The 26,663-nt window shown below is 61.2% G+C and carries 37 protein-coding genes and 1 tRNA gene; 14 read left to right on the plus strand and 24 right to left on the minus strand.

Features of this window, described 5'->3' with window-relative positions; translation table 11 throughout:
* Positions 1-65: 65 nt before the first annotated feature.
* From V1261_RS00845 to rplN, 19 genes are all read right to left on the minus strand, one after another.
* Positions 66-142, minus strand: a tRNA-Met gene (locus tag V1261_RS00845).
* A 23-nt stretch (positions 143-165) separates the two neighbouring features.
* Positions 166-567, minus strand: a complete 402-nt coding sequence (gene rplQ, locus V1261_RS00850; protein ID WP_329769464.1) for a 50S ribosomal protein L17 — start codon at positions 565-567, stop codon at positions 166-168.
* A gap of 116 nt (positions 568-683) precedes the next feature.
* Positions 684-1,673 (minus strand): DNA-directed RNA polymerase subunit alpha, encoded by a 990-nt coding sequence (locus V1261_RS00855; protein ID WP_329769466.1) that lies wholly within the window; start codon positions 1,671-1,673, stop codon positions 684-686.
* 152 nt (positions 1,674-1,825) lie between these two features.
* Entirely contained in the window at positions 1,826-2,449 is a 624-nt protein-coding gene (gene rpsD / locus V1261_RS00860; RefSeq protein ID WP_329769467.1) for a 30S ribosomal protein S4, read from the minus strand.
* Positions 2,450-2,550: 101 nt separating this feature from the next.
* The gene (gene rpsK / locus V1261_RS00865; RefSeq protein ID WP_018714615.1) at positions 2,551-2,952 is read right to left on the minus strand and encodes a 30S ribosomal protein S11; all 402 of its coding nucleotides are present in this window, start codon (positions 2,950-2,952) and stop codon (positions 2,551-2,553) included.
* Between the two features lie 19 nt (positions 2,953-2,971).
* Entirely contained in the window at positions 2,972-3,337 is a 366-nt protein-coding gene (gene rpsM / locus V1261_RS00870; protein WP_329769469.1) for a 30S ribosomal protein S13, read from the minus strand.
* 22 nt (positions 3,338-3,359) lie between these two features.
* Positions 3,360-3,473 (minus strand): 50S ribosomal protein L36, encoded by a 114-nt coding sequence (rpmJ, locus tag V1261_RS00875; RefSeq protein ID WP_076342701.1) that lies wholly within the window; start codon positions 3,471-3,473, stop codon positions 3,360-3,362.
* Positions 3,474-3,495: 22 nt separating this feature from the next.
* Entirely contained in the window at positions 3,496-3,714 is a 219-nt protein-coding gene (infA, locus tag V1261_RS00880) for a translation initiation factor IF-1 (protein WP_018714617.1), read from the minus strand.
* Positions 3,715-3,716: 2 nt separating this feature from the next.
* A complete protein-coding gene (secY, locus tag V1261_RS00885) occupies positions 3,717-5,036 on the minus strand; it encodes a preprotein translocase subunit SecY (RefSeq protein ID WP_329769473.1) in 1,320 nt (439 codons plus the stop codon).
* A 27-nt stretch (positions 5,037-5,063) separates the two neighbouring features.
* Entirely contained in the window at positions 5,064-5,495 is a 432-nt protein-coding gene (gene rplO / locus V1261_RS00890) for a 50S ribosomal protein L15 (protein WP_329769474.1), read from the minus strand.
* A gap of 9 nt (positions 5,496-5,504) precedes the next feature.
* Positions 5,505-5,687 (minus strand): 50S ribosomal protein L30, encoded by a 183-nt coding sequence (gene rpmD, locus V1261_RS00895; protein WP_329769475.1) that lies wholly within the window; start codon positions 5,685-5,687, stop codon positions 5,505-5,507.
* 11 nt (positions 5,688-5,698) lie between these two features.
* Positions 5,699-6,223 (minus strand): 30S ribosomal protein S5, encoded by a 525-nt coding sequence (gene rpsE, locus V1261_RS00900; RefSeq protein ID WP_405197993.1) that lies wholly within the window; start codon positions 6,221-6,223, stop codon positions 5,699-5,701.
* A 12-nt stretch (positions 6,224-6,235) separates the two neighbouring features.
* Positions 6,236-6,601: a 50S ribosomal protein L18 gene (gene rplR, locus V1261_RS00905; RefSeq protein ID WP_018714622.1), complete on the minus strand. Its 366-nt coding sequence runs from the start codon at positions 6,599-6,601 to the stop codon at positions 6,236-6,238.
* Between the two features lie 11 nt (positions 6,602-6,612).
* On the minus strand, positions 6,613-7,146 hold the full coding sequence (gene rplF, locus V1261_RS00910) for a 50S ribosomal protein L6 (protein ID WP_329769479.1): 534 nt from the start codon (positions 7,144-7,146) through the stop codon (positions 6,613-6,615).
* Positions 7,147-7,167: 21 nt separating this feature from the next.
* A complete protein-coding gene (gene rpsH / locus V1261_RS00915; RefSeq protein WP_329769480.1) occupies positions 7,168-7,563 on the minus strand; it encodes a 30S ribosomal protein S8 in 396 nt (131 codons plus the stop codon).
* A 17-nt stretch (positions 7,564-7,580) separates the two neighbouring features.
* Positions 7,581-7,886 (minus strand): 30S ribosomal protein S14, encoded by a 306-nt coding sequence (rpsN, locus tag V1261_RS00920; protein WP_329769481.1) that lies wholly within the window; start codon positions 7,884-7,886, stop codon positions 7,581-7,583.
* 8 nt (positions 7,887-7,894) lie between these two features.
* Positions 7,895-8,434 (minus strand): 50S ribosomal protein L5, encoded by a 540-nt coding sequence (gene rplE / locus V1261_RS00925; RefSeq protein ID WP_329769483.1) that lies wholly within the window; start codon positions 8,432-8,434, stop codon positions 7,895-7,897.
* A 2-nt stretch (positions 8,435-8,436) separates the two neighbouring features.
* Entirely contained in the window at positions 8,437-8,757 is a 321-nt protein-coding gene (gene rplX / locus V1261_RS00930; RefSeq protein ID WP_329769484.1) for a 50S ribosomal protein L24, read from the minus strand.
* A 12-nt stretch (positions 8,758-8,769) separates the two neighbouring features.
* The gene (rplN, locus tag V1261_RS00935; protein ID WP_018714628.1) at positions 8,770-9,138 is read right to left on the minus strand and encodes a 50S ribosomal protein L14; all 369 of its coding nucleotides are present in this window, start codon (positions 9,136-9,138) and stop codon (positions 8,770-8,772) included.
* Positions 9,139-9,397: 259 nt separating this feature from the next.
* Here rplN and V1261_RS00940 point away from each other — a divergent pair, with 259 nt between their 5' ends.
* Entirely contained in the window at positions 9,398-9,877 is a 480-nt protein-coding gene (locus V1261_RS00940) for a methyltransferase family protein (RefSeq protein WP_329769487.1), read from the plus strand.
* 12 nt (positions 9,878-9,889) lie between these two features.
* On the opposite strand, the gene V1261_RS00945 is transcribed toward V1261_RS00940, so the two are convergent.
* Genes V1261_RS00945 through V1261_RS00955 form a run of 3 tightly spaced genes read right to left on the minus strand, consistent with a single transcriptional unit; the run spans position 9,890 to position 11,670 of the window.
* A complete protein-coding gene (locus V1261_RS00945; protein WP_329769489.1) occupies positions 9,890-10,576 on the minus strand; it encodes a BON domain-containing protein in 687 nt (228 codons plus the stop codon).
* The gene (locus V1261_RS00950; RefSeq protein ID WP_329769491.1) at positions 10,573-11,232 is read right to left on the minus strand and encodes an SIS domain-containing protein; all 660 of its coding nucleotides are present in this window, start codon (positions 11,230-11,232) and stop codon (positions 10,573-10,575) included. The genes V1261_RS00945 and V1261_RS00950 overlap by 4 nt, the downstream gene beginning before the upstream one ends.
* Before the next feature lie 48 nt (positions 11,233-11,280).
* Positions 11,281-11,670 carry a YraN family protein gene (locus tag V1261_RS00955; protein ID WP_329769493.1) on the minus strand — a complete coding sequence of 130 codons (390 nt, stop codon included), beginning with the start codon at positions 11,668-11,670 and terminating at the stop codon, positions 11,281-11,283.
* Between the two features lie 24 nt (positions 11,671-11,694).
* Here V1261_RS00955 and rsmI point away from each other — a divergent pair, with 24 nt between their 5' ends.
* The 11 genes from rsmI to V1261_RS01010 all read left to right on the plus strand — a co-directional run bounded on the left by rsmI (position 11,695) and on the right by V1261_RS01010 (position 22,483).
* Complete coding sequence (gene rsmI, locus V1261_RS00960; RefSeq protein ID WP_329769807.1) at positions 11,695-12,642, plus strand: 16S rRNA (cytidine(1402)-2'-O)-methyltransferase; 948 nt, start codon at positions 11,695-11,697, stop codon at positions 12,640-12,642.
* A 7-nt stretch (positions 12,643-12,649) separates the two neighbouring features.
* On the plus strand, positions 12,650-13,258 hold the full coding sequence (locus tag V1261_RS00965; protein WP_329769495.1) for a hypothetical protein: 609 nt from the start codon (positions 12,650-12,652) through the stop codon (positions 13,256-13,258).
* Positions 13,259-13,295: 37 nt separating this feature from the next.
* Entirely contained in the window at positions 13,296-14,690 is a 1,395-nt protein-coding gene (gene radA, locus V1261_RS00970; protein WP_329769496.1) for a DNA repair protein RadA, read from the plus strand.
* A gap of 322 nt (positions 14,691-15,012) precedes the next feature.
* On the plus strand, positions 15,013-16,281 hold the full coding sequence (proV, locus tag V1261_RS00975) for a glycine betaine/L-proline ABC transporter ATP-binding protein ProV (RefSeq protein WP_329769498.1): 1,269 nt from the start codon (positions 15,013-15,015) through the stop codon (positions 16,279-16,281).
* A gap of 14 nt (positions 16,282-16,295) precedes the next feature.
* On the plus strand, positions 16,296-17,528 hold the full coding sequence (proW, locus tag V1261_RS00980; RefSeq protein WP_329769499.1) for a glycine betaine/L-proline ABC transporter permease ProW: 1,233 nt from the start codon (positions 16,296-16,298) through the stop codon (positions 17,526-17,528).
* Between the two features lie 32 nt (positions 17,529-17,560).
* Positions 17,561-18,586, plus strand: coding sequence for a glycine betaine/L-proline ABC transporter substrate-binding protein ProX (gene proX, locus V1261_RS00985; protein ID WP_329769501.1), 1,026 nt, complete (start codon positions 17,561-17,563; stop codon positions 18,584-18,586).
* Between the two features lie 144 nt (positions 18,587-18,730).
* Positions 18,731-19,666 carry a branched-chain amino acid transaminase gene (locus V1261_RS00990; protein WP_329769502.1) on the plus strand — a complete coding sequence of 312 codons (936 nt, stop codon included), beginning with the start codon at positions 18,731-18,733 and terminating at the stop codon, positions 19,664-19,666.
* Positions 19,667-19,690: 24 nt separating this feature from the next.
* Entirely contained in the window at positions 19,691-19,903 is a 213-nt protein-coding gene (locus V1261_RS00995; RefSeq protein ID WP_329769504.1) for a zinc-finger domain-containing protein, read from the plus strand.
* Entirely contained in the window at positions 19,893-20,771 is an 879-nt protein-coding gene (locus V1261_RS01000; RefSeq protein WP_329769505.1) for a glycosyltransferase family 2 protein, read from the plus strand. The genes V1261_RS00995 and V1261_RS01000 overlap by 11 nt, the downstream gene beginning before the upstream one ends.
* Entirely contained in the window at positions 20,759-21,556 is a 798-nt protein-coding gene (locus tag V1261_RS01005) for a glycosyltransferase family 2 protein (protein ID WP_329769506.1), read from the plus strand. The genes V1261_RS01000 and V1261_RS01005 overlap by 13 nt, the downstream gene beginning before the upstream one ends.
* 15 nt (positions 21,557-21,571) lie before the next feature.
* A complete protein-coding gene (locus tag V1261_RS01010; RefSeq protein ID WP_329769508.1) occupies positions 21,572-22,483 on the plus strand; it encodes a glycosyltransferase family 2 protein in 912 nt (303 codons plus the stop codon).
* Between the two features lie 35 nt (positions 22,484-22,518).
* Here V1261_RS01010 and V1261_RS01015 read toward each other — a convergent pair whose 3' ends face one another.
* Complete coding sequence (locus tag V1261_RS01015) at positions 22,519-23,085, minus strand: acyltransferase (protein ID WP_329769510.1); 567 nt, start codon at positions 23,083-23,085, stop codon at positions 22,519-22,521.
* Between V1261_RS01015 and rffA the strand changes: the two genes are divergently transcribed.
* Both rffA and V1261_RS01025 read left to right on the plus strand, forming a co-directional pair.
* Positions 23,084-24,355, plus strand: a complete 1,272-nt coding sequence (gene rffA, locus V1261_RS01020; RefSeq protein ID WP_329769511.1) for a dTDP-4-amino-4,6-dideoxygalactose transaminase — start codon at positions 23,084-23,086, stop codon at positions 24,353-24,355. The genes V1261_RS01015 and rffA overlap by 2 nt on opposite strands.
* Positions 24,352-25,278 carry a hypothetical protein gene (locus V1261_RS01025; RefSeq protein WP_329769513.1) on the plus strand — a complete coding sequence of 309 codons (927 nt, stop codon included), beginning with the start codon at positions 24,352-24,354 and terminating at the stop codon, positions 25,276-25,278. The genes rffA and V1261_RS01025 overlap by 4 nt, the downstream gene beginning before the upstream one ends.
* Here the strand turns inward: V1261_RS01025 and V1261_RS01030 are convergent.
* A complete protein-coding gene (locus V1261_RS01030) occupies positions 25,259-26,647 on the minus strand; it encodes an AmpG family muropeptide MFS transporter (protein ID WP_329769514.1) in 1,389 nt (462 codons plus the stop codon). The two genes, V1261_RS01025 and V1261_RS01030, sit on opposite strands and share 20 nt — an antisense overlap.
* Positions 26,648-26,663: the final 16 nt, after the last annotated feature.

The raw sequence follows: 26,663 nt of genomic DNA on the forward strand, positions 1-26,663 counted from the left end.
ACGGCCGATGTCGGGAACACCACAAAAAAACCCGCATGTCTTTCAACATGCGGGTTTCTCAAAGCTGGTTGCGCGAGGAGGATTTGAACCTCCGACCTTTGGGTTATGAGCCCAACGAGCTACCAGACTGCTCCATCGCGCGGCAAGCTCTTAGTATAACACCATTTATTCGGCTTGTGCAGATTCTTGTGCTTCTTCTGCAACAGCTTCAGCACGATCCACCAGCTCGACATAGGCCATGGGAGCGTTGTCGCCCACGCGGAAGCCCATTTTCAGGATACGCGTGTAGCCACCCGGACGCTTGGCGAAGCGCGGACCCAGGTCGTTGAACAGCTTCATGACGCTGTCGCGGTCACGCAGGCGGTCAAATGCCAGACGCTTGTTGGCAACCGTGTCCACCTTGGCCAGCGTGATCATCGGCTCGATGACCTTGCGCAGTTCCTTGGCCTTGGGCAGCGTCGTCTTGATGGCCTCGTGCTCGATCAGCGAGTTCATCATGTTGCGCAGCATGGCCTGGCGGTGGGCCGAGGTACGGTTCAGTTTACGGAGTTTCTTTCCGTGACGCATGGTGCTTTCCTTTCAGTTATTAGCGGGCAGCCGTATCAGGTACTGCCCGGGCACACATTGGGCCGGAGCCCGGAACAGCCTGCGCCGCCTGGAAGCGGCACAGGCAAGGGATGAAATCAGCGCTTTTCCAGACCTGCGGGCGGCCAGTTTTCCAGCTTCATGCCCAGGGTCAGGCCACGGGAGGCCAGCACTTCCTTGATTTCGTTGAGGGACTTGCGGCCCAGGTTCGGCGTCTTCAGCAGCTCGTTTTCGGTGCGCTGGATCAGGTCGCCGATGTAGTAGATGTTCTCTGCCTTCAGGCAGTTGGCAGAACGCACGGTCAGCTCCAGCTCGTCCACCGGACGCAGCAGCACCGGGTCAAACTGGGCAGCACTGCGGGAAGCAGGCTGGTCGAACACGTCCAGTGCGCCGCCTTCCAGCTGGGCAAACACGGCCAGTTGTTCCACCAGGATCTTGGCAGAAGAACGGACGGCATCTTCAGCAGAAATGGCACCGTTGGTCTCGATCTCGATGACCAGCTTGTCCAAGTCGGTACGCTGTTCCACACGCGCGCTCTCGACGGCGTAGCTCACGCGCTTGACCGGCGAGAAGGATGCGTCCAGCACGATGCGGCCGATGAACTTGAAGGCATCATCGGGATGGTGGCGCATATTGCCGGGCACGTAGCCACGGCCCTTTTCCACCTTGATCTGCATGTCGATCTTGCCGCCCTGGGACAGGTGACAGATCACGTGCTCGGGGTTGATGATCTCGACGTCGTGCGGGATCTGGATGTCGGCAGCGGTGACCGGACCTTCGCTGTCCTTGCGCAGGCTCAGCGTGACTTCGTCACGGTTGTGCAGCTTGAACACCACACCCTTCAGGTTCAGCAGGATCGCGACCACGTCTTCCTGCACGCCGTCCATGGAGGAGTACTCGTGCAGCACGCCGGCAATCGTTACCTCGGTCGGGGCATAGCCCACCATGGACGACAGCAGCACGCGGCGCAGCGCATTGCCGAGCGTATGGCCGTAGCCACGCTCGAACGGTTCGAGGGTGACCTCGGCGCGGTTGGCGCCCAGCTGCTCGACAGTGATGTTCTTGGGTTTCAGTAGATTGGTTTGCATTCTGACTTCCTCTCAATACCCCCGGCTCGTTACACCGGTAAGGCTGGCGAAGCCCCTGACACTTGATGCAAGGTGTGTCAGGAACCAGATCGGGTGCCAGGCGGCCACAGCCACCAGACAATGGAAATGCGGCCGAAGCCGCATGTTCCGGATTAGCGTGAATACAATTCCACAATCAGCGATTCGTTGACGTCGGCGGCGTACTCGTCGCGGTCCGGCGTCTTCTTGAACACTGCTTCAGCCTTGTCGGCGTTCACTTCCACCCATGCCGGGAAGCCAACCTGGCCTGCCAGTTGCAGGGCTTCGATCACGCGGGCCTGCTTGGCAGACTTTTCGCGCACGGAGATCACGTCACCTACCTTCACCATGTAGGAGGGGATGTTCACCGGCTGGCCGTTCACCAGGATGGCCTTGTGGGACACCAGCTGGCGGGCTTCTGCGCGGGTGGAACCGAAACCGGCGCGGAACACCACGTTGTCCAGACGGGACTCCAGCAGCGTCAGCAGGTTGGTACCGGTGTTGCCACGACGGCGCTCGGCTTCAGCGAAATAGCGACGGAACTGACGCTCCAGCACGCCATACATGCGCTTGACCTTCTGCTTTTCGCGCAGCTGCAGACCGTAGTCAGAGGTACGCTGGCCGGAGGTGCGGCCGTGCTGGCCGGGCTTGGCTTCGAATTTGCACTTGTCGCCAATGGAGCGACGGGCGCTCTTCAGGAACAGGTCGGTGCCTTCACGGCGTGCGAGTTTGGCCTTGGGGCCGAGGTAACGTGCCACAGTATTTTCCTTTGGTGTGTACTACTGCTTTCAAGAAAAAGCAGGAGCCGCCAACAACGATGAACGGTTGGCGGCAGTGGGCTTGGGTTGAAAAAACGCGATCAGATGCGACGACGCTTCTGGGGACGGCAGCCGTTGTGCGGCACCGGCGTCACGTCAGAGATAGACGTGATTTTAATACCAAGTGCAGCCAGTGCGCGAATCGAGGATTCGCGGCCCGGACCGGGACCCTTCACTTCGACTTCCAGGTTCTTGATGCCCTGTTCCTGAGCCGCGCGGCCAGCCACTTCGGAAGCGACCTGGGCTGCGAACGGCGTGGACTTGCGGGAGCCCTTGAAGCCTTGACCACCGGAAGACGCCCAGGACAGTGCGTTGCCCTGACGATCGGTGATGGTGATGATGGTGTTGTTGAAGGAAGCGTGCACGTGTGCGATGCCGTCAGCAATGTTCTTGCGGACCTTCTTGCGGACGCGGGATGCAGCGCTGTTGGAATTTTTAGCCATGGTGACTCTACGCTCTCAATTATTTCTTCAGGGACTGGGCTGCCTTGCGCGGGCCCTTGCGGGTGCGGGCGTTGGTGCGGGTACGCTGACCACGCATCGGCAGGCCACGACGATGACGGAAACCGCGATAGCAGCCAATGTCCATCAGACGCTTGATGTTCATCGTGGTTTCGCGGCGCAGGTCACCTTCCAGGGTGAACTTGGCCAGTTCGTCACGGATCTTTTCCAGATCGGCGTCGGTCAGTTCCTTGATCTTCTTGTCGAAGGCGATGCCGCAGGCTTCGCAGATCTGGCGAGCGCGAGTACGACCAATGCCGTAGATCGCCGTCAGACCGATTTCAGCGTGTTGGTGCGGCGGAATGTTAATACCAGCAATACGTGCCATGTGATTCCTCTGTTAACTCTGATCAGCCTTGACGCTGCTTGTGACGGGGGTCGGTGCAGATGATGCGCACCACGCCTTTGCGGCGGATAACTTTGCAATTACGGCAAATCTTTTTTACCGAAGCTGAGACTTTCATTCTTCTCTCCTCTAATGCTTTCTTACTTTGCGCGGAACACGATGCGCGCTTTGGATAAATCGTATGGCGTCAATTCGACGGTTACTTTGTCACCTGGCAGGATGCGGATGTAATGCATGCGCATCTTGCCGGAGATGTGGCCGAGGACTATATGTCCGTTTTCCAGCTTCACTTTGAAGGTGGCGTTGGGGAGGTTTTCAACCACCTCGCCCTGCATCTGGATCACATCGTCTTTGGCCATGGTCAACGTTCCCGGACCGATTTGAAATTCGCCTTCTTCAATAGCGCATCATATTGCTGCGTCATCAGGTAGTTCTGCACCTGGGCCATGAAGTCCATGGTGACGACCACAATGATCAGCAAGGATGTTCCACCGAAATAGAACGGCACGTTGTACTTCAGGATCAGGAATTCGGGCAACAGACACACGAAGGTGATGTAGATTGCTCCGACCAGCGTAAGGCGCAACAGCACCTTGTCCAGGTAGCGGGCCGTGTTCTCGCCCGGACGAATGCCCGGAATGAACGCGCCGCTCTTCTTCAGGTTGTCGCTGGTTTCACGGCTGTTGAAAACCAGTCCCGTATAGAAGAAGCAGAAGAATATGATCGCAGCAGCATAGAGCGCAATGTAGATCGGCTGACCCGGTACCAGAGCGGATGCGGCGTTGCGCAACCAGCGCATGCTTTCTCCGGCACTGAACCAGTTCACGATCGTGGCCGGCAGCAGAATGATGGACGAGGCGAAGATCGGGGGGATCACGCCAGCCATGTTCAGCTTCAGCGGCAGGTAGGACGACTGGCCACCATAGACCTTGTTGCCCACTTGGCGACGCGCATAGTTCACCAAGATCTTGCGCTGTCCACGTTCCACGTATACCACGAAGTAGGTCACGGCAGCAACCACCGCCAGGATGATCAACGCCACGATGATGCTCATCGCATTGGTACGGACCAGTTCCAGCAGACCGGCAATCGCAGCCGGCAGACCGGCGGCAATACCAGCGAAGATGATGATCGAGATGCCGTTGCCCAGACCACGCTCGGTGATCTGCTCACCCAGCCACATCAGGAACAGCGTACCGGCGGTCAGGCTGACCACGGTGGTCAACCGGAACATCATGCCGGGATCGATCACCAGGCCAGGAGAGCTTTCCAGTGCAATCGCGATACCGAAGGACTGGAAGATCGCCAGGGCCAGTGTGCCGTAGCGGGTGTACTGCGTGATCTTGCGCTGACCTGCCTGCCCCTCTTTCTTGAGTTGCATGAAGGTCGGCACCACATAGGTCATCAGCTGCATGATGATCGATGCCGAAATGTACGGCATGATCCCGATCGCAAACACGGTGAAACGCGAGAGGGCACCACCCGAGAACATGTTGAACAGGTTCAGGATGCCGCCCTGCTGCCCACTGAAGAGCTGCTGCAGCTGGTCGGGATTGATGCCCGGGACGGGGATATGCGCCCCGATACGGTAGACCACCAGAGCCAGCAGCAGGAAGCCCAGACGACGACGCAGGTCGCCGTACTTGGGAGCATTGGCCGTGTTAGACAGACTCGTCGCCACTTTGCGCCTTCTCTATGCTTTGCTTAATCAGGCCACGCTGCCGCCGGCCGCCTCAATGGCAGCCTTGGCACCGGCGGTAGCGCCGATACCGGTCAGCGTCACTGCGCGGGTCAGTTCACCACTCTTGATGACCTTCACCACCTTGATCAGCTGGCCAACCAGGCCGGCTTCTTTCAGAGCCAGCATGTCGACCTGATCCAGACCCAGTTGATCCAGCTCAGTCAGGTTGATCTCGGCGTTGTACTTCAGCAGATGGGACTTGAAGCCACGCTTGGGCAGACGGCGCTGCAGGGGCATCTGGCCGCCTTCAAAGCCGACCTTGTGGTAGCCGCCAGCACGGGATTTCTGACCCTTGTGACCACGACCAGCAGTCTTGCCGAAGCCGGAGCCAATGCCGCGGCCAACGCGGCGCTTGACCTGCTTGGAACCCTCTGCGGGTTTGAGGTTGTTGAGTTCCATTGTCAGTCCTTACAGAACTTTCACCAGATAGGCGATCTTGTTGATCATGCCGCGAACTGCGGGAGTATCCTCCAGCTCGCTGACGCTGTTGAGCTTGCGCAGGCCCAGGCCGCGCACGGTGTCGCGGTGGGACTGCTTGGTGCCGATCGGGCTGCGCACCAGCTGCACTTTGAGTGTTTGCTTGTCAGACATGTTTCTCTCCATCAGGCAGTGAAGATGTCTTCCACGCTCAGACCACGCTTGGCGGCCACTTCAGCCGGAGTCGTGGAATTGCGCAGGGCATCCAGGGTTGCACGAACCATGTTGTACGGGTTGGACGTGCCATGGCTCTTGGCCACGACGTCGGTCACACCCATCACTTCGAACACGGCACGCATCGGGCCGCCGGCAATGATACCGGTACCCTTGGGAGCCGGAGAAACCATCACGCGGGCTGCGCCGTGGTGACCCATCACGGTGTGGTGCACGGTGCCGTTCTTCAGGGACACTTTCACCAGGTTGCGACGAGCTTCTTCCATGGCCTTCTGCACGGCAGAAGGCACTTCCTTGGATTTGCCCTTGCCCATGCCGACGCCACCGTCGCCATCACCAACCACGGTCAGTGCAGCAAAGCTCAGGATTCGACCACCCTTGACCACCTTGGTCACGCGGTTGACCGAAATCATCTTCTCGCGCATGCCGTCGTCGCGTGCGTCGTCTTGCGGTTTGGATTGCATTTTTGTAGCCATTTTCGATCCCTCTTAGAACTGCAGGCCAGCTTCACGGGCTGCGTCGGCCAGAGCCTTGACGCGACCATGGTAGGCAAAGCCTGCGCGATCGAAGGCAACCTTCTCGACGCCTGCAGCTTTCGCCTTCTCAGCAATGCGCTTGCCGATCATGGCGGCAGCAGCGACGTTGCCACCCTTGCCGGCGGCGCCCAGTTCCTTGCGGATATCGGCTTCGGCAGTGGAGGCAGAAGCCAGCACCTTGGTGCCGCAACCGGAGATCACGGCAGCATACATGTGCAGGTTGGTGCGGTTCACCATCAGGCGCGGAACGCCCTGCGCTGCAATGCGGATACGGGTCTGGCGCGCACGGCGAATACGTTGTGCTTTCTTGTTCAACATGATGCCGTTCCTTATTTCTTCTTGGTCTCTTTGATGATCACGCGTTCGTCGGCGTAACGCACACCCTTGCCCTTGTAGGGCTCCGGCGGACGGGTAGCACGCACTTCAGCGGCGATCTGACCGACAACCTGGCGGTTGGCACCCTTGATCACGACTTCGGTAGGAGTCGGAGTGACGGCGGTAATGCCTTCAGGCATTTCCATGACCACGGGGTGGGAGTAACCGACGTTCAGGTTGAGCTTGTTGCCCTGGACGGAGGCCTTGTAGCCCACGCCGATCAGGGACAGCTTCTTCTCGAAGCCCTTGCTCACGCCATTCACCATGTTGTTCACCAGCTGACGCATGGTGCCGGACATGGCATTGGCTTCACGGGAGTCGTCTGCGGGAACGAAGGACAGCTTGCCGTCCTTGTTCTCGATCTTCACCAGGCGGTTGGCAGCGGTAGCCAGCTGGCCACCGGAACCCTTGACGCTGATCTGGTCTTCGCCGATCACGACGTCGACGCCCTGGGGGATTTCAACGGGCATTTTACCTACACGGGACATTCTGTATTCTCCTCGCTTCGATTACGCCACGTAGCACAGCACTTCGCCACCGACGCCGGCAGCACGTGCCTTGCGGTCGGTCATCACGCCCTTGGGCGTGGTGACGATGGCGACGCCCAGGCCGTTCATGACCTGGGGCAGGGTCTTGCTACCCTTGTACACGCGCAGGCCAGGACGGCTGACGCGCTCGATACGCTCGATCACCGGACGGCCGGCGTAGTACTTCAGGGCGATTTCCAGGACGGGCTTGCCGTCTTCGTTCTTGACTTCAAAACCGTCAATGTAGCCTTCATCTTGCAGCACTTGCGCGATGGCTGCCTTCACCTTGGAAGACGGCACGCGGACGCTGGCCTTGTTGACCATTTGTGCGTTACGGATGCGGGTCAACAGATCGGCAATGGGATCACTCATGCTCATTCTTGTTCTCCTGCCGATTACCAGCTGGCCTTGGTGACGCCGGGGATGCCACCGGCGAAGGCGATTTCACGGATCTTGGCGCGGCCAAGACCAAATTGACGGAACGTGCCACGGGGACGGCCGGTCAGTTCGCAACGGTTGCGCTGACGGGTCGGGTTGGCATTGCGGGGCAGCTTCTGCAGCGCCAGACGGGCGGCATCGCGCTCTTCGCCAGACTTGCTGACGTCGTTGGCGATTGCCTTCAGTTCGGCGTGCTTCTTGGCAAACTTGGCGACCAGCTTGGCGCGCTTCTGCTCACGTTGGATAAGTGCAACTTTAGCCATGTCTTACCTCAGTTCTTGAAGGGGAAGCGGAAGCCGGCGAGCAGTGCCTTGCACTCTTCGTCGGTCTTGGCCGTCGTGGTGATGCTGATGTTCAGACCACGCAGGGCATCCACCTTGTCGTATTCGATTTCCGGGAAGATGATCTGTTCCTTGACGCCGACGTTGTAGTTGCCGCGACCGTCGAAAGAACGGCCGGAGATACCACGGAAGTCACGCACGCGCGGCAGCGCGATGTTGATGAAGCGGTCCAGGAATTCGTACATCTGCACGCCACGCAGGGTGACCATGCAACCCAGAGGCTGGCCTTCGCGGATCTTGAAACCGGCGATGGCGCGCTTGGCCTTGGTCACGACGGGCTTCTGACCAGCAATCTTGGCCAGGTCAGCAACGGCGTTGTCCATGACCTTCTTGTCGGCAACCGCCTCACCCACACCCATGTTCAGGGTGATCTTGGTGATACGGGGCACCTGCATCGGGGACTTGTAGCCGAACTTTTCGATCAGTTCGGGGGCGACCTTGTCGCGGAATTGGTCTTGCAAACGTGCCATGTTTATGCCACCTTGATTTCTGCGCCACTGGACTTGAACACGCGCACCTTGGTGCCGTCTTCCAGGGTCTTGATGCCTACGCGATCACCCTTGCCGGTGTCCGCGTTGAAAATGGCCACGTTGGACTGGTGGATAGGCATGGCCTTTTCCACGATGCCGCCCTGCTCACCCTTCATGGGGTTCGGCTTGACATGCTTCTTGACCATGTTGATGCCATCGACCACGAGGTACGACTCATCCTTGCGCAGCGCCACGGTGCCGCGCTTGCCCTTGTCCTTGCCGGCGAGGACGATGACCTCATCGCCTTTGCGAATCTTGTTCATGCGTTCTACTCCTTACAGGACTTCGGGAGCCAGGGACACGATCTTCATGAAGCGATCGCCACGCAGTTCACGCGTGACGGGGCCGAAGATGCGGGTGCCGATGGGCTCCAGCTTGCTGTTCAGCAACACGGCGGCGTTGCCATCGAATTTGATCAGGGAGCCATCCGGACGACGGATACCCTTGGCGGTACGGACGACCACTGCGCTGTAGATCTCGCCTTTCTTGACGCGACCACGCGGAGCAGCTTCTTTCACGCTGACCTTGATAATGTCACCGACGCTTGCATAGCGGCGCTTGGAACCACCCAGCACCTTGATGCACAGCACGGACTTGGCGCCCGTGTTGTCGGCAACCTCTAGACGAGATTCTGTTTGGATCATTTTTAATTTCCCAACTTGTACCTGGTTGTGTCGCCCCATTGACGACACCCCAAAGCCAGTCTTGGGCCCGTCATTCACGCCGCGCTTGCGCACTGCGCTGCAGTTGGGCAGACAAACATCGCACCCGAAATGATGCGAAGCCTTGTATTGTTGCACAGCAGTCTCTCAGGGTCAAGCACTGTTGTGCGTTTTTTGCACAAGGGCAACATCGTGCCGCACTGCAGCGCAGGCCGGACGCGACAGTCGTACCATGTGCGACATGCAGATCCGCCAACACCCCCTGGAATTCCGTGTGCCGCCGCCGGTGGTCGATGCCGCTTGTGCGCTGCTGATGTGGCTGCTGGCCCGTGCCGTACCGCAGTGGCAATTGTCCTGGCCGGACAGCTGGCGCTGGGGCCTGCTGCTGCTCTGGCTGGCGGCAGGCGGTGGCGTGGCACTGGCCGGCCTGCTGGCCTTTCGGCGGGCACGGACTACGCCCAACCCGCTGCGGCCCCAGCAGGCCTCGGCGCTGGTGACGGGTGGCATCTACCGCTTCACGCGCAATCCGATGTACCTGGGTATGGCACTGGCGCTGCTGGGCTGGGCCTGCTGGCTGGCGCACCCGCTGGCCTTTGCCTGCATTCCGCTGGCGCTGGCTTATCTGCAGCGCTTCCAGATCCGGCCGGAGGAGCGCATTCTGGAGCAACGCTTTGGCGAGGAGTTCAGGCGCTATCGCCAGCGCGTGCGGCGCTGGCTGTAATCAGCCAGCCGTTCAGGGTGTGGTGCTGCCGGCGTTCTGCGGCTGCATGCCTGCCGGAGGCGTGCTGGTGACCGGCACGCCGCCACCGACCGGCTGCAATTGGTTCGGGCTGATGATCTCGAACACCTTGACCACCTTGAGCACGCCTCCGACGTTGCGCGCCACTTCAGCCGCACGGTCTGCCTCGTCCTGGGTGACGATACCCATCAGGAAGACGGTACCGAGTTCGGTAGTGACCTTGATCGCATTGGCATCGAGCGAGCGGGCGCTGACCAGCGCGGTCTTGACGCGGGTGGTGGTCATGCTGTCGACCGAACGCTGGCTCAGGGTGGCGGGCGGGTTGACGATGACTTCGTTGACGACGCGACGCACATTGGGCACGCCGGTGGCAACGCCGTTGATCAGCTCGCGGTCTACCTCGGCCTGCACCTGACCGGTGATCAGCATGACGCGGTTGTAGCTGGTGACGGAGACACGGCCACGCTGCTGCAGCGCGTCGTTGATGCGGGTGCTGCCGCGCGTCTCGATGCCCTGGTCTTCCAGCTGGGCACCGGAAGTACGGCGATCCAGTGCCAGCACGGTGGCACCGGCGGCACCGCCGACAACCAGCGGCACGCAGGCGGCCAGGGTGCTCCCAAGCACGGCAGCCAGAACGGAAACGCGCAGCCAGCGGCCAGCGGTATGGGTGGTCTTGTTCATGAGATTTCCTCTTCTCCGAGCAGGGTTCGGTCCAGGGCATCGCACACCACATGGGTGGCGAGCAGGCATTGTTCCAGCAGACGCAGGCCGCGCGGCTGCGCGAGCAGGATGTCCACATCGAGTTCGGACAGCAGTGGCATGGCGCTGTTGCCGCCATGCAGCCAGAGTACCGGGATGTCACGCGACTGCGCCACCGCCACGGCCTGCTGGGCGAACGGCTGGGCTTCGTCGGCACTGCAGAGCCAGAGCACGTCATCAGGGTGGCCGAGCTGCTGCAATTGCTGCACGATGGCTTGCGCGATGCCTTGCTGCTGCTGTTCGAGCAGGTCGGGCGGCAAGGCCTGCGGCGTGCTGGCGGGGTGCAGCAGCGGCCAGCCGGCATCGTGGTGCAATACCAGCGCAGGCAGCGGCGGGCGCTCGCGTTCCAGCACGCCACTCAGGCGCGAGCCGGTATAGGCCGGCCAGAATGCGGTGTCGCCAGCACCGCACAGCAGGATGCGGCCACCACGCGCCACGGTATCGGCGAGCAGCTGCGCCGCCAGATCGAGCTGGTAGCCGTTTTCACGCGCGGTCTGCATGCAGGCCTCGGCGTGCTCGGCGAACTGGCGCAGCATGGCTTCCTGCCGGGGGTCGTGGGGGGAATCCTGGATGGGCATGGTCTGGATCATACTGCCTTCACCCGCCCGGACATTGCAACCAGACGTTCAGGAGGCATCGAAAGCAGCCTGCAGCCATTGCCACTGGCCGCCTTGCTCCGGCAACGGGCCATCGCAGACCATGGCATCGAAACGGCAGACCGGTTCACGACGCAGCTGCATCAGGTAGTGGCGCGCCGCCAGTATGATGCGACGGCGCTTGCCGTGCGTGATGCTGGCCGCGGCACCGCCATGGACAGCGTTGGCGCGGTGGCGCACCTCGACAAACACCAGCGTGCCATCGGCTGACCGCATAATGAGGTCAATTTCACCTCCACCCCGGCCCGGCGTGCGGAAATTGCGTTGCAGCAGTACCAGCCCCTGCCGCTCCAGCCAGGTAATGGCGCTGTCTTCGGCCTGCTGGCCGGTCTCGCGGGTAGTGTGTGCCGCTTTGCTCATCGAGGAAGATCCTTGTCCGAAACCCTGACTACCGATTTTGCACCAGCACTGGCCGCGGCGAACGCTGCCGCCGGACGCCAGTCCTATCCGCAGGCCACGCTGTATCTGGTGCCAACACCCATCGGCAATCTGGCCGACATCACGCTGCGTGCGCTGCATGTGCTGCAACTGGCCGATGTGGTGGGCTGCGAGGACACGCGCCACACGGCACGCCTGCTGCGCGCCTATGGCATCGATGCCAGTGCGCGCCGGCTGCTGTCGCTGCACCAGCACAACGAGGAGACGGCAGCGCAGCAGGTGCTGGAGCGTCTGCAACAGGGGCAGCGCGTCGCCTATGTGAGCGATGCCGGCACGCCGGGTATCAGCGATCCGGGCGCGCGGCTGGTGCAGGTGGTGTCGGCGGCGGGTTACCGCGTGATGCCGCTGCCGGGCGCCAGCAGCGTGACCACGGCACTGAGTGCATCGGGCGTGCTGGGCGGTGGCCAGGCGAACGGCGTGAACGGGCTGGCCGATGGCTGGATTTTTGCCGGCTTCCTGCCGGTCAAGGGGCAGGAACGCCAGCAGGCGCTGCAGGCGCTGGCGGCGGAATCGCGCGCCGTGGTGCTGCTGGAGGCGCCGCACCGGATCGAGGCCCTGGCGCAGGGCCTGGCACAGTTGGGAGAGCGTCCGGTGACGCTGGCGCGCGAAATCAGCAAGCAGTTCGAGGCGATCACGACACTGCCGGCGCAGCAGCTGGCCGGCTGGCTGGCCGAGGCGTCGGAGCGCAGCAAGGGCGAGTTCGTGGTGGTGGTGCACGCGGCTGCAGCGCAGGCCGCTACCGATGACAGCCTGGATGCCGACAGCGAGCGCGTGCTGCGCCTGCTGCTGGCCGAACTGCCGACCAAGGGCGCGGTGAAGCTGGCGGCGGAGATTACCGGGGCAGCGCGTAACAGCCTGTATGAACGGGCGTTGGCGCTCAAGGCCGAACGCTGAACTTGGCATGCAGGCACCGCTGCCCACCGCCTTCCATGTCACCACGCCGCACGGCGCGATCGGCCTGTGGTGGCTGCAGCTGTCCGGCGCCGCGCGCGAGCAGCAGCGCGCGGAAGTGCGCCAGCAGGCGGCGCAGATCCTGAACCGGCAGTTTCCCGCCAGCAGCCTGGGGCAGATCCACTGGCCGCCCGGCGCACAGCATCCACCGGACCTGGCCTATGCCGCGCAAAGCTGGCACGCCCCGACCAGCTCGCCCGACCTGTGGTTGTCCTGGTCCTATCTGCCGCTGCCAGCCGGTGAGCCGGGTCAGGCGCTGCTGGCGATCGGCCCGTTGCCGTTGGGGGTTGATGTGACGGCCGCCGGCCTGCTCGACGAACAAGGCTGGGCTGAGGTGCTGCAGTTGTATGGTGGACCGGCCGGGGCCTCTGCCAGCGATACGCACGCCTGCGCCACGCGCTGGGCCGGCATCGAGGCTGCCGACAAGTGCCTGCGCACCGGTCTGCGGGAATGGTCGCAGAACATCGACTTGCAACGCAGCCGCTGCACGGTGCAGGCCTTGCCACTGCCTGCGCCTGATCTGGCGGCGGCGCTGGCCTGGCGGGCGCCGGAGGTGTGAGGCGAAAGCAGCTGGCTTCGCCCCCTACAATCCCCCCATGGCTTCCCCAAAATCCCAATTCATCTGCAACGCCTGTGGTGCTGCCAGCCCGCGCTGGCTCGGCAAGTGTCCGTCCTGTGGCGCCTGGAACAGTCTGGAAGAAGTGACGCTGAATCCGGCGCAAGGCGTGGTCGGCAAGAACCGGCTCAGCAGCCAGCCGCAGGCGCTGGGCGGTGCCTCGGAAGTGGCGACGCTGTCGGATATCCGGGCGCAATCGGTGGCACGCACGCCTTCGGGCATCGGCGAGCTGGATCGGGTGCTGGGCGGCGGCGTGGTGGAAGGCTGCGTGGTGCTGATTGGCGGCGATCCCGGTATCGGCAAGTCCACGCTGCTGCTGCAGGCGCTCGATGCGCTGCAGCTGCAGGGCCAGCAGACGCTGTACGTGACTGGCGAGGAAAGCGCGTCGCAGGTCGCCTTGCGCGCGCATCGCCTGGGCCTGGATGGTTCGCAGGTGCGCGTGCTGGCCGAGATCCAGCTGGAGAAGATCCTGGGCACGCTGCAGACCGAGCAGCCGCAAGTGGCGGTGATCGATTCGATCCAGACCATGTACAGCGATGCGCTCAGCAGCGCGCCCGGCAGCGTGGCGCAGGTGCGCGAATGCGCGGCGCACCTGACGCGCTTTGCCAAGGCCAACGGCACCTCGGTTATTCTGGTGGGCCACGTGACCAAGGACGGCCAGCTCGCCGGTCCGCGCGTGCTCGAACACATTGTCGATACCGTGCTGTACTTCGAGGGCGATACGCACAGCGCCTACCGCCTGATCCGCGCCATCAAGAACCGCTTTGGCGCGGTCAACGAGATCGGCGTGTTCGGCATGACCGACAAGGGCCTGAAAGGCGTCAGCAACCCGAGCGCAATCTTCCTGAGCACGCATGGCGACCCGGTGCCGGGCAGCTGCGTGCTGGTGACGCTGGAAGGCAGCCGGCCGCTGCTGGTAGAGGTACAGGCGCTGGTCGATGGCAGCGGGCCGAGCCCGCGCCGGCTCAGCGTCGGCCTGGAACGGGATCGGCTGGCGATGCTGCTGGCGGTGCTGCACCGCCATGGCGGCGTGGCGACCGGCGACCAGGACGTGTTCGTCAATGCAGTGGGTGGCGTGCGCATCAGCGAACCGGCAGCCGACCTGGCGGTGCTGATGGCCATCACCAGCAGCCTGCGCGGCAAGCCCCTGCCCAAGGGATTCCTGGCCTTTGGCGAGGTCGGCCTGGCGGGGGAAATCCGCCCGGCACCACGCGGCCAGGAGCGCCTGAAAGAGGCCGCCAAGCTCGGCTTCAGCGTCGCCATCGTGCCCAAGGCGAACGCCCCGAAAAAACCCGGCAAGGAGCTGGAAGGCCTGACGATCTACCCGGTGGAACGCGTCGAGCAGGCCATGGAACTGGTGCGCACCCTAGACTAATGCAACATTCTGCTGTCATCTGCTGCCAATTGACGCAATTTGACGGCATCTTGTGACATGTTAGAATAAGCCGCTTTGATCGGCCGGCACCCTGCCGGTCGCCGCCTGCCGCCGGAGCTGCCTGTCAGCCCCTTGTGGTGCCAGGCATCCAGGGAATCACTGCGCATTCCGCACCCGTACGGGGCCCGTCGTCCACGCGATGCCGGTGCCTCGCCCCACCACAGGCAGTCGGCATCACCGGCCTGTTGTTGGCGTGTCCCCGGGCTCGTCATTCACGCAACAGCGTCAGTCCGTCGTCTGTCCCCGCAATGAGGACGTACGCATGGCAAAAAGCATCTCCATCGAACACCTGTTCAAGGTCTTTGGCAAGGAGCCTGACAAGGCCCTGGCATTGGCCCGGCAAGGCCTGAGCAAGCAGGACATCGTGGCGCAGACCGGCGCTTCGATTGGCGTGTTCGACGCCAGCTTCACCATCGAGGCCGGCGAAATCTTCGTCATCATGGGCCTGTCCGGCTCCGGCAAATCCACCCTGGTGCGCATGCTGAACCGGCTGATCGAACCCACCGCCGGCCGTATCCTGGTCGACGGCGATGACATCAACCAGTACAACGAGCAGCAGCTGCGCGGCTTCCGCCGCAAGGACATCAGCATGGTGTTCCAGTCGTTTGCGCTGCTGCCGCACCTGACGGTGCTGGACAACACTGCCTTCGGCCTGGAGCTGGCCGGCGTGGACAAGGAAGTGCGTCTGCGCCAGGCGCGCGAGGCGCTGGCCCAGGTCGGGCTGGAAGTCTGGGCCGACAGCTATCCGGACGAACTGTCCGGCGGCATGCAGCAGCGTGTCGGCCTGGCACGCGCCCTGGCCGCCGACCCGGCGATCCTGCTGATGGACGAGGCGTTTTCGGCGCTGGACCCGATCATCCGTACCGAAATGCAGGACGAGCTGCTGCGCTTGCAGCAGGAGAAGCGCCGCACCATCGTCTTCATCTCGCACGACCTGGACGAGGCGATGCGCATTGGCGACCACATCGCCATCATGAAAGACGGCCAGGTGGTGCAGGTGGGAACGCCGGAGGAAATCCTGCTGAGCCCGGCCGATGACTACGTGCGCAGCTTCATCAGCGGCGTCGATACCTCGGCAGTATTCAAGGCCGGCGACATCGCGCGCCGCATGCCGGTGGAAGTCGCCGTCAGCCCGGAGCGCGGCTGCCGTCCTGCCCTGCAGCGCATGGAGGACCACGACCACCAGTGGGCCTATGTCGTCGATACCCGGCACCGCTTCCTCGGCGTGGTGTCGACCGATTCGATCCGCAGCGCGCTGCGTGGCCACCACGGCCCGCTCGGCCTGCAGCACGCCTACCTGCCCGAGGTGGAAGCCGTTGACAGCAACCACCCGATCAAGGAGCTCTACAGCAAGGTACTGTCCAGCCCCTGTCCGCTGCCCATCGTGGATGAGCAAGGTCGTTACAAGGGCAGCATCAGCAAGAACACGCTGCTGCGCTTCCTCGACCCCGATACCGATATCCATGGCAACCCGCTGCCAGAAACCGCTGAAGCCGATGTCGCTGCAGACACGGCCACGGCCCAGGCCTGAAGGAGCCCCTGCCCATGAGCACCACAATGAACCAGGACCCCTACGAGGCGGTCACCCCCGATACCAATGACAACTGGATCAACGGCCCCGATGCCGTGACTCCCAACGAGGCGCTGGACGCCGCTGCCGGCACCGACGGCTTTGTCGATCCCTACACGGTGGCCGCGCCGGACGGCAGCGACAACTGGATCAACGGCCCGGACGCCGTGCAGGAAAACGAGGCGCTCGACGGCCTCGCCACCAGCGCCGCCGAACTCGCGCAGACGACAGGCAACGAAGCCGGTTTCTCGATCGGCCAGCTGTTCGACGGCAGCCTGCCGGTGCAGGACTGGATCAACGACGGTCTGGACTGGTTCGTCGAGCGCTTCCGTCCGCTGTTCCAGACCCTGCGTGAACCGGTCGATGCGATTCTGGGCGGCGTGGAAGCGGCGCTGCAGTTCCCGCCGGCCTGGGCCATGATCATGCTGCTGGCGCTGCTGGCCTGGCAGCTAGCCGGCGCCCGCCTCGCCATCGGCACGCTGGTGTCGCTATTCGTCATTGCGATTCTCGGCATCTGGTCCGAAGCGATGGTGACGCTGTCCCTGGTGCTGACCTCGCTGTTCTTCTGCATCGTGCTCGGCCTGCCGCTGGGCATCTGGCTCGCCAACAGCGATCGCGCCGAGCGCATCATCCGGCCCATCCTGGACGCGATGCAGACCACGCCGGCCTTCGTCTACCTGGTGCCGGTGGTGATGCTGTTCGGCATCGGCAACGTGCCGGGCGTGATCGTCACCATCATCTTTGCACTGGCACCGCTGGTGCGCCTGACCTCGCTCGGCATCCGCCAGGTACGCCCGGACCTGATCGAGGCGGCTCGTGCCTACGGCGCTTCGCCCTGGCAAATGCTGACCAAGGTGCAGATGCCGCTGGCCATGCCGTCCATCATGGCCGGCATCAACCAGTCGCTGATGCTCAGCCTGTCGATGGTGGTGATCGCCTCCATGATCGCCGTCGGCGGCCTGGGCCTGATGGTGCTGCGCGGCATTGGCCGCCTCGACATGGGCCTGGCCACCGTGGGCGGCATCGGCATCGTGATCCTGGCGATCCTGCTCGACCGCGTGACCCAGGCCATGGGCCAGCAGGACCGCCACGGCCTGCGCTGGCACCAGCGCGGCCCGGTCGGCCTGCTCAACCGACTGCTGCAACGCCAGCCGGCCCGCCCTGCCGCAACCGCCACACCGGCCACACCGGCCACGGCCCGAGCCTGACTCCCAGAACACCACAGAACAAGGATGATTCCATGACGTTTTCCCTGCGCTCCTTCCGCTCCCTCGCCCGCGGCCTGCTGCTGGCCGGCCTGCTCTCCTCTGCCGCCATCGGCACCCAGGCCCAGACGGCTGCCGACCAGCCCGGCAAGGGCGTCAAGGTCTACCCGCTGCAAAGCAATATCGCCGAAGAAACCTTCCAGGCGCTGCTGGTGACGAAGGCCCTGGAACAGCTCGGCTATGACGTGCAGCCGATCCGCGAGGTGGAGTACACCGCCGCCCACCTGGCGATTGCCAATGGCGACGCCACCTTCCTCGCCTCGCACTGGGACCGCCTGCACGAGAGCTTCTACCAGAACTCCGGCGGTGACGCCAAGCTGTGGCGCGAGGGCATCTACTCGCCCGGTGCGCTGCAAGGCTACCTGATCGACAAGAAGACCGCCGAGGCGCACAACATCACGCATATCGGCCAGCTGAAAGATCCGGCGATTGCCAAGTTGTTCGATACCGATGGCGACGGCAAGGCCAACCTGACCGGCTGCAATCCCGGCTGGGGCTGCGAAAAGGCGATCGAATCGCATCTGGACCAGTTCCAGCTGCGCGGCAGTATCCAGCACGTGCAGGGCAACTACTCGGCACTGATTGCCGATACCATCACGCGCTACCAGCAGGGCCAGCCGGTGTTCTATTACACCTGGACGCCCTACTGGGTCAGCAACGTGATGAAGCCCGGCAAGGACGTGGTCTGGCTGGAAGTCCCCAAGACCCAGGCCGCCGCGGGTGCAGAAAGCACCGTCCTGCCGAATGGCAAGGACTACGGTTTCATCGTCAACAACCAGCACATCATGGCGAATCGCGCCTTTATCGAGGCGAATCCGGCTGCAGCCAAGTTGTTCAGCGTGATGCAGCTGCCGGTGGCCAACATCAACACGCAGAACATGGCGATGTTCCAGGGCGCCAACAAGCGCCGCGATATCGAGAAGCATGCCGACGGCTGGATCAAGGCGCACCAGCGCCTGTTTGACAGCTGGCTGGAGCAGGCGCGCGCTGCGGCACGCTGACCCGCACGCAGGGTTTGCCCCCGAGTCAAGGACTGGCCGGGGGCTGCATCTGGCGTCAATTCGGCGTAAACTTGCTGGTTGCTACTATTTATGACGAGAACGGCAGGATGGCCTGCCGGCGACTGACAAGAAAAGGAATCACCCATGAGCGCACCCAATGCCCTGTCCGACCGCGACGGCAAGATCTGGCTGGACGGCCAGCTGGTGGACTGGCGTGACGCCAAGGTGCACGTGCTCACCCACAGCCTGCACTATGGCTGCGCCGCTTTTGAAGGCGTCCGCGCCTACCAGACCGACAAGGGCACGGCCGTGTTCCGTCTGGAAGACCACACCAGGCGCCTGTTCAACAGCGCCAAGATCCTGCGCATTCCCATGACGATGACGCAGGAAGAGGTCAACGAAGCGCACAAGGCAGTGCTGCGCGAGAACCATCTGGAAAGCGCCTACATCCGTCCGCTGGTGTGGCTGGGCTCCGAGAAGCTGGGCGTTTCGCCCAAGGGCAACAAGACCCACGTGATGATCGCCGCCTGGAACTGGGGCGCCTACCTGGGCGAAGAAGGCATGGCCGTGGGCATCCGCATCAAGACCAGCAGCTTCACGCGCCACCACGTCAACATCACCATGACGCAGGCCAAGACCGCCAGCAACTACACCAACTCGATCCTGGCCAACATGGAAGCCACCGACGACGGCTACGATGAGGCCCTGCTGCTGGACAGCGCCGGCTTTGTCAGCGAAGGGTCGGGCGAAAACGTGTTCATCGTCAAGGATGGCGTGGTCTACACGCCGGACCTGTCGGCTGGCGCCCTGAACGGCATCACGCGCAATACCGTGTTCCAGATCTGCAAGGACCTGGGCCTGGAAGTGGTGCAGAAGCGCATCACGCGCGACGAATGCTATATTGCCGATGAGATGTTCTTTACCGGCACCGCCGCCGAAGTCACGCCGATCCGCGAGATGGACCGCGTGCAGATCGGTATCGGCCGCCGCGGCCCGATCACCGAAAAGATCCAAAGCGCCTTCTTCGACATCGTGAACGGCCGCAACCCCCAATACGCACACTGGCTGGCGCTGGTGTAAGCCCACCCCCAAGGAGGACTCCCCATGACCCGCACCAGCAAAGCCGTAGAAGTCAAGGCCAAGGATCTGAACCAGGCCGGCGAAGTGTTCTGCCCCAGCCCGCTCGCCGGCATGGAACTGTGGAACAGCCACCCGCGCGTCTACCTGAACGTGGCCAAGACCGGCCAGGGCAGCTGCCCGTATTGCGGTACCACGTATCGTCTGGCTGAGGGCGAAGTCGTCGCTCATGGCCACTGAGGCGACACGCCTGCACCTTCCGGAGCTGGATCAGGTGACCATTGTCGTGGTCACCTACAACAGTGCCCACTGCATTCCAGTACTGCAGAAGTTCCTGCAGTACTGTCCACACATCATCTTTTCCGATAACGGCAGCAACGACGATACCGTAGAGCAAGTACGTCGTCTGCTGCCGCATGCGCATGCACTGACACATGGCAAAAACCTGGGCTTCGGGACTGCCAATAACCGGGCGCTGACACAGGTCAGCACACCATTCGCCATGCTGCTCAATCCGGACTGCGAGATGGAAGCGCAGGCAATTGCCGATCTGGTACAGGCAGCACAGGCGATGCCGGAAGCTGCCTTGATCGCACCACAGCTGACTGGTGCGTCAGGCAAGCCGGAAATCAATTATCGCTGGCAAAGCCATCTCTGGAAAAGTCAGGGGCCTGGCGCAGATGCGCCGGCCTGCGTTGGCTTTGTGACGGGTGCCGTGATGCTATTTCGCATGGAGCTGGCACAACAGATCGCCTTTTTTGACGAGGACTTCTTTTTATATTACGAGGACGATGACCTGTGCCTGCGCCTGTTCCAGGCCAGACTACCGATTGTCATCTGTCCACAGATCCAGGCCATGCATCGCTCGCGCGGCTCGGTGCGTGGCAATCGCCCGCTGCACAGCGAGTACCTGCGTGGTTACCACCATGCCCAATCCAAACTGCTGTTTGCACACAAGCATGTCACTCCTGCCAAGGCGCAGGACATGCGCCGAAAGCTAATTGCCGGCACCTCTGCCGCCTTGCCACTACGCCTGCTGGCATTTTCACCGCGCCTGCTGGCCCGCATGTGGGGCCGCTTGCGCGGAGTCATCGAATGGAAACCATGACCACGTCATCTCGCCCCACACTGACCATTGGCATCCTGACCATGAACGAGGAACGCCGTATTGAGGCCTGTATCAAGAGCGCCCTGTTTGCGGATGAGGTGATCGTGGTGGATAGCGGTAGCAAGGACAACACCGTGCAACTGGCCGAGTCTCTGGGTGCCAAGGTATATCACCATACAGACTGGAAAGGCTTTGCAGAACAACGCAACCGTTTGCTGCAGTATTGCTCAAGTGACTACATCTTTTTCCTGGATGCCGACGAACTGATACAGTCTGACCTGCAGTCTGAAATCGAAGCCGCAGTCCACTCAGGACAGCCCGATGTCTGGGAGACCTACTGGCTGGAGGTGGCTTTTGGTCGTCCGCTAAAGCGCGTGGTATCGCGCAAGAGTCTGCCACGCCTGTTCCGTCGCGATATGCTGCTCGGTTTTGACGGCGTTGTACACGAGCACGCCAACCTGACGAATCCTGATGCTAAACGTCATGTCTTTCGTAGCGCCTTGTGGCATTACTCGCGCGAAACCATACACGACAGCCTGAAAAAGCTGACCCAGTACTCCATGCTGGGCGCTGCCAAACGCGCCAGAAAAGGACGCAAGGGCGGTGTCCTCTATGGGCTGGTGTCGTCCACATGGATGTTCATCCGCCTGTACATCTTCAAACGTGCCTTTCTGGAGGGTGGGCCAGGATTTCTGTACAGCTTCTTCATCGCACTGGAGTTCTTTTTCCGCCAGGCTGCACTGAAGTACGATCGCCCCTACTTGACTGACAACCTTTCCCGCTGAGCCCGCAAGACTGACATGCCTTCTGACTTCCCCTTTGAGAATGTTGCCTTGATCAGCGTCACTTACAAGTCGGAAAAGCTGGCCCAACATCTGGCACATACGGCTTCCCTGTTCCGACATGTCTGGATCATTGACAACAACAGTCAAGACGACACGATAGCAGCCTACCGCCAGGCGATACCACACGCCACCATTGTTGCCCAGAGCATCAATGCCGGCTTCGGACCAGCCAACAATGTCGGCTTTGAGGCCAGCCGTGCTGACTGCCAGCGTGCCCTCTTCATCAATCCCGACTGCACCATTTCGGAAGCCGCCATCCGTTTGTTGCTGGAAGCGGCAGACACTCATCCAGACGCTGCCATCATTTCGCCCATCGTGTTCTCGACAGCCACACAAGGCGCGAACCTCAAGCTGAGAGACTATGGTGCAGGCTATCCTGCTGGCCAGGTCCGTGACCTGCCCTACTCCCACACACTACCAGCCGTCATCGAGGATGCCTGCCTGGACGGAGCCTGCTTTCTGGTTGATTCGGAAAAATTTGCCAGCATCGGTGCTTTCGACAACAACATCTTCATGTATTCAGAAGAAGATGACATTTCCTTACGCGTGCACAAGAGCCGTTTCCGGAAGATCACAGTGCGGGATGCCCACGCCCAACACCTGGGTGGTGCGTCCAGTACCTCCAGCACGCGGGTAGAGCTGCGCAAGAAATACCACCAGAAATGGGCGGTCTTCTATATGCTAGGTAAACACAAGAGCCCCGCCGTAAGCAAGATCGCCGCTGGCAAGACACTGCTGGTAGCGCCGATCGCCATCCTGCTCTATGCGCTACTACTACAAAAAAGGAATTTTTTGAAGTGGAGTGGCTGGATGCTGGCAGCCCTGGACACTCTGTCTGGCAAAAGATATTTTCAGAATCATATCTAGTCAAGCCATTCATCCGATCAAGCAACGGCGAGCAGCTACTTTGAATCTCGTTCTTGTTGCATCTTTCGCTCCAAGTCCAGCAAATCGCGTTTTCGGTCCTTGAGTCGTCTTGCCGGGTTGCCAACATAAATGCCCCATGGCTCCGTACTGCTGGCAACCAGTGTCATGGCCCCAACAGAGCAGCCGTCGGCGAGATCCACCCCGGGAAACACTATGGAACCTGCCCCGATGATCACATGGCGACCAATACGCACCGGCTTCTTGCTCTCCTGCTTGTACTGGCTGGGCACCGTTGGATTGGTCATGGATCGTCCGGAGTAGTCATCGGACTGCGTGAATACCTGCACCTGGTAGGCCAAACCGGAAAAGTCCTCCATCACGATACCGTGCACCCCTCCTGCCACCAGGCAAAAGGGGGCGATATGTACATGCGCTCCTATGCGCAACCTTCCCGACAAGACACAAAAATCGTCAATCCTTGAATAGTCGCCAATTTCCATCAGTTCAGGGCTGTACAGACAGGCCTTGTCACTGATTTTGACACTCTTGCCCAGCGAGGAAAAACCCATATTTTCCAACTGTTCTTGCGTATAGTAGGCCATGCTGCTCCAAGCTGCTTGCCAGCTGCAGACAGTTCATTCGCACAATAACTGCCGACAGCCTCATCTATCATTGCGGCAGTCTACCACCATTGCACAAGCTTGCCTTTCCGTTCACCTTGCCATGTCCCCCATCCCTTTCAACAAGCCTTATCTGCACGGCCGTGAGCTGGTCTACATTGCACAAGCTGTCGCATCCGGAAAAATCTCGGGTGACGGCATGTTTACACACAAGTGCCATGCGTTTTTCGAGAATCGCTATCAGTTCACGAAAGCGCTCATGACAACCTCCTGCACTGATGCGCTGGAAATGGCGGCTATCCTGCTCGACATCAGCCCAGGAGACGAGGTCATCATGCCCTCGTATACCTTTGTCTCGACGGCCAACGCTTTCGCACTTCGTGGGGCCCATATCCTGTTTGCCGATAGCACCCCCCTACACCCAAATATCTGCCCGGATTCGATTGAGCAGCTCATTTCTCCTCGCACGCGTGCCATTGTAGTTGTGCACTATGCAGGAGTGGCCTGCGACATGGACCGCATCCTGGCCATCGCCGAGCAGTACAAGATACCTATCATTGAGGATGCAGCACAGGCCATTGATGCCAGTCATCGGAACAGGCCATTGGGTAGCTTAGGCGTCATGTCTGCGTTCTCCTTCCATGAAACCAAGAACGTCATCGCCGGAGAAGGCGGCATGCTGGTTATCAATGATCCCCAATACATCCAACGGGCCGAAATCATCCGGGAAAAGGGCACCAATCGTTCTGCATTCTTTCGTGGCGAAGTCGACAAATACGGCTGGGTAGACATTGGCTCCTCCTTTCTGCCTTCTGACATCATCTCGGCCTACCTCTATGCCCAATTGGAGAACTTGGATGTCATCCAATCCCGACGCGTCGCCATTTGGAATCGCTATATGCAGCACTTTGCCGGAAAGCTGGAGGCTTATGGTGTAGAGCTACCCTACTTGCCCGGTTGGGCCAGCAACAATGCCCATATGTTCTATCTGGTCTGTCAAAACGTCAAACAGCGATCCGAACTCATTGACAGTCTCAAGCAGCAAGGCATACATGCTGTTTTCCACTACCTTTCCCTACACAAAAGCCCATTCTATGCGCCACGTTACCAAGGCCCCGCCCTCCTGAACGCCGACCGCTTTTCAGATCACCTGGTCAGACTCCCCCTGTTCTTCGAACTGGAGGATGCGCAAGTTGACCGCATTGCTGAAGCTGTCATCTGTACACTTGCGAAATATCCAGTTTGCCCATGAAAGACACGATTGCCTGGGTCATATGCGCTCCCCCGTACAACCCTGACTCCGGTGGCTCCATCTGCCTGCATGCTTTAGCAGATGTCCTATGCGGACTCGGTCTGGATGCCTGCCTGGCTCCAATTCAGGTTGATGAGATGTGCTCCCCATTCGATCTCAGGGCCTTGAGTAAAAGTTGGCGCAGACGCCTGTTTTCTGGGCACAAGACCATCACGACATCTCTTGGCAACCGGGCCGCCTGCATTTCCGCCTACAAGGCACGTCAGCTCGCCAAAGACGGTGCAATCTTCATTTATCCCGAGCTGGTCCTAGGCAACCCCTATCAAGCACGCAGGGTAGTCCGATGGCTCTTGCACTTCCCAATGCATTTCAGGAAGACTGCGCTTTGGCATGCGGGAGATTTGATCGTCCGTTTCAACGATGCCGTACCGGTTCAGCAGTTGTCTGGAACCCACTTCCTCGAAAATAGCCTGAAGATTGTGCAATATCCTTGGCGAATTTATCAGGATGCAGCAGCACCGGCCAGCCAGCGTAAAGGGAACGCCTATTTGGTGAGAAAAGGCAAAAACAAGCCTTTCATACATTCTGCCGATGCTATCTGTGTGGACGATTTATCCCATACGGAGACTGCGCGTATCTTGGGACAATGCAAAACCTTTTATTCGTACGACCCTTACACGGCCTACTCACTCCTGGCAGTAGTTGCAGGCTGTCAATCCATAGTTGTTCCGGATGAAGGCGTATCCTTGGAGCGCTGGTATCCAGACCCCGCTGATCGCTACGGACTCAGCTACGGGTCGACTGTTTCTCCAGAGTCAGAATTGACTGCACCTAGAGTCTTGGAAAGGCTACAGCAAGCCGAGGCCAGCAACATAAAGGTAGCGGCAGACTTTGTCCACGAGGTCAGTCAGTACCTGACTTGACTGGCATCATCCGCCCCGCCAGCCACACCAGCACCAGCACCGGCACCCCCAGCAGCGCCGTACTGGTAAAAAACGTCGCATAGCCAAACTGGTCCACAAACGCCCCCGACCATCCCGCCACGAACTTGGGCAACAGCAGCATCAGCGACGAGAACAGCGCGTATTGCGTGGCCGAGTACTGGATATTGGTCAGGCTGGACAGATAGGCGATGAACGCGGCGGAGGCGATACCACCAGCCAGGTTGTCGGCCGATACCACCAGGATCAGCGCATTCACGTCATGGCCATGGCCAGCCAGCCAGGCAAACAGCAGGTTGCTGACGGCGCTCATCACGGCACCAGCCATCAGGATACGCATCACGCCAAAGCGCATGGACAGCACGCCGCCAATCCAGGCCCCCACCAGCGTCATGATCACGCCGTAGATCTTGGTCACCGCCGCCACTTCGGCCTTGGTGTACAGCATGTCCACGTAAAACGGATTGGCCATGATGCCCATCACGATATCGCTAATACGGTAGACGGCAATCAGCGACAGGATCAGCGCCGCCTGCCAGCGGTAGCGGCGGAAGAAATCGGCAAAGGGCTCGATCAGCGTCTGCTTCAGCCATTCGCCTGGGGTGCGCGGCTGGGTGTGTGCGATCGGCACCGGTTCGGGCGACAGCAGCACCGTCAGCACGCCGACCAGCATCGAGGCCGCCATCACCAGGTAGGCCGTCATCCAGGCGTTATTCTGGTACAGGGCGCCTACAGGAGCAGAAGCCGCTGCTGTTGCCGCTGCTGTTGCTGCCGGTACGGCAGGCGCTGTTTCAGCCCCCGCAGCCAGCCAGAGCACGCCGGCACCGGCCCAGATCATCGCCAGCCGGTAACCGGTCTGGTAGGTGGCGGCTAGTGCCGCCTGCTTCTCGGCCACAGCCGATTCAATGCGGAAGGCATCGAGCGCAATATCCTGCGTGGCCGAGCTGAAGGCCACCACCAGCGCCGCCACCGTGACGGCAAACAGGCCCTGCTGCGGATTGCCCAGCGCCATGGCCACCAGGCCGCCCATGATGCCGACCTGTGACAGCAGCAGCCAGCTGCGCCGCCGGCCCAGCCATCGCGTCAGCAGCGGAATCGGCACGCGGTCTACCAGCGGTGCCCAGACCCACTTGAAGCCATAGGCCAGCCCAACCCAGCTCAGAAAGCCGATGGTGGCACGGTCGATACCGGCCTCGCGCAGGCGGAAACTCAGCGTCCCCAGCACCAGCAGCAGCGGCAGGCCGGCAGCAAAGCCCAGCGCCAGCATGCGCAGGCTGGCCGGTTCCAGATAGACCAGCATGGCCTCGCGCCAGGACGGGCGGCTTGCTGGGGTGTCGATAGATGCAGTCATCCCTGCTTTGTATCAC

This window comes from Brachymonas sp. J145, from assembly GCF_036312245.1.
In the GTDB taxonomy this organism is placed as follows: domain Bacteria; phylum Pseudomonadota; class Gammaproteobacteria; order Burkholderiales; family Burkholderiaceae_C; genus Brachymonas; species Brachymonas wangyanguii.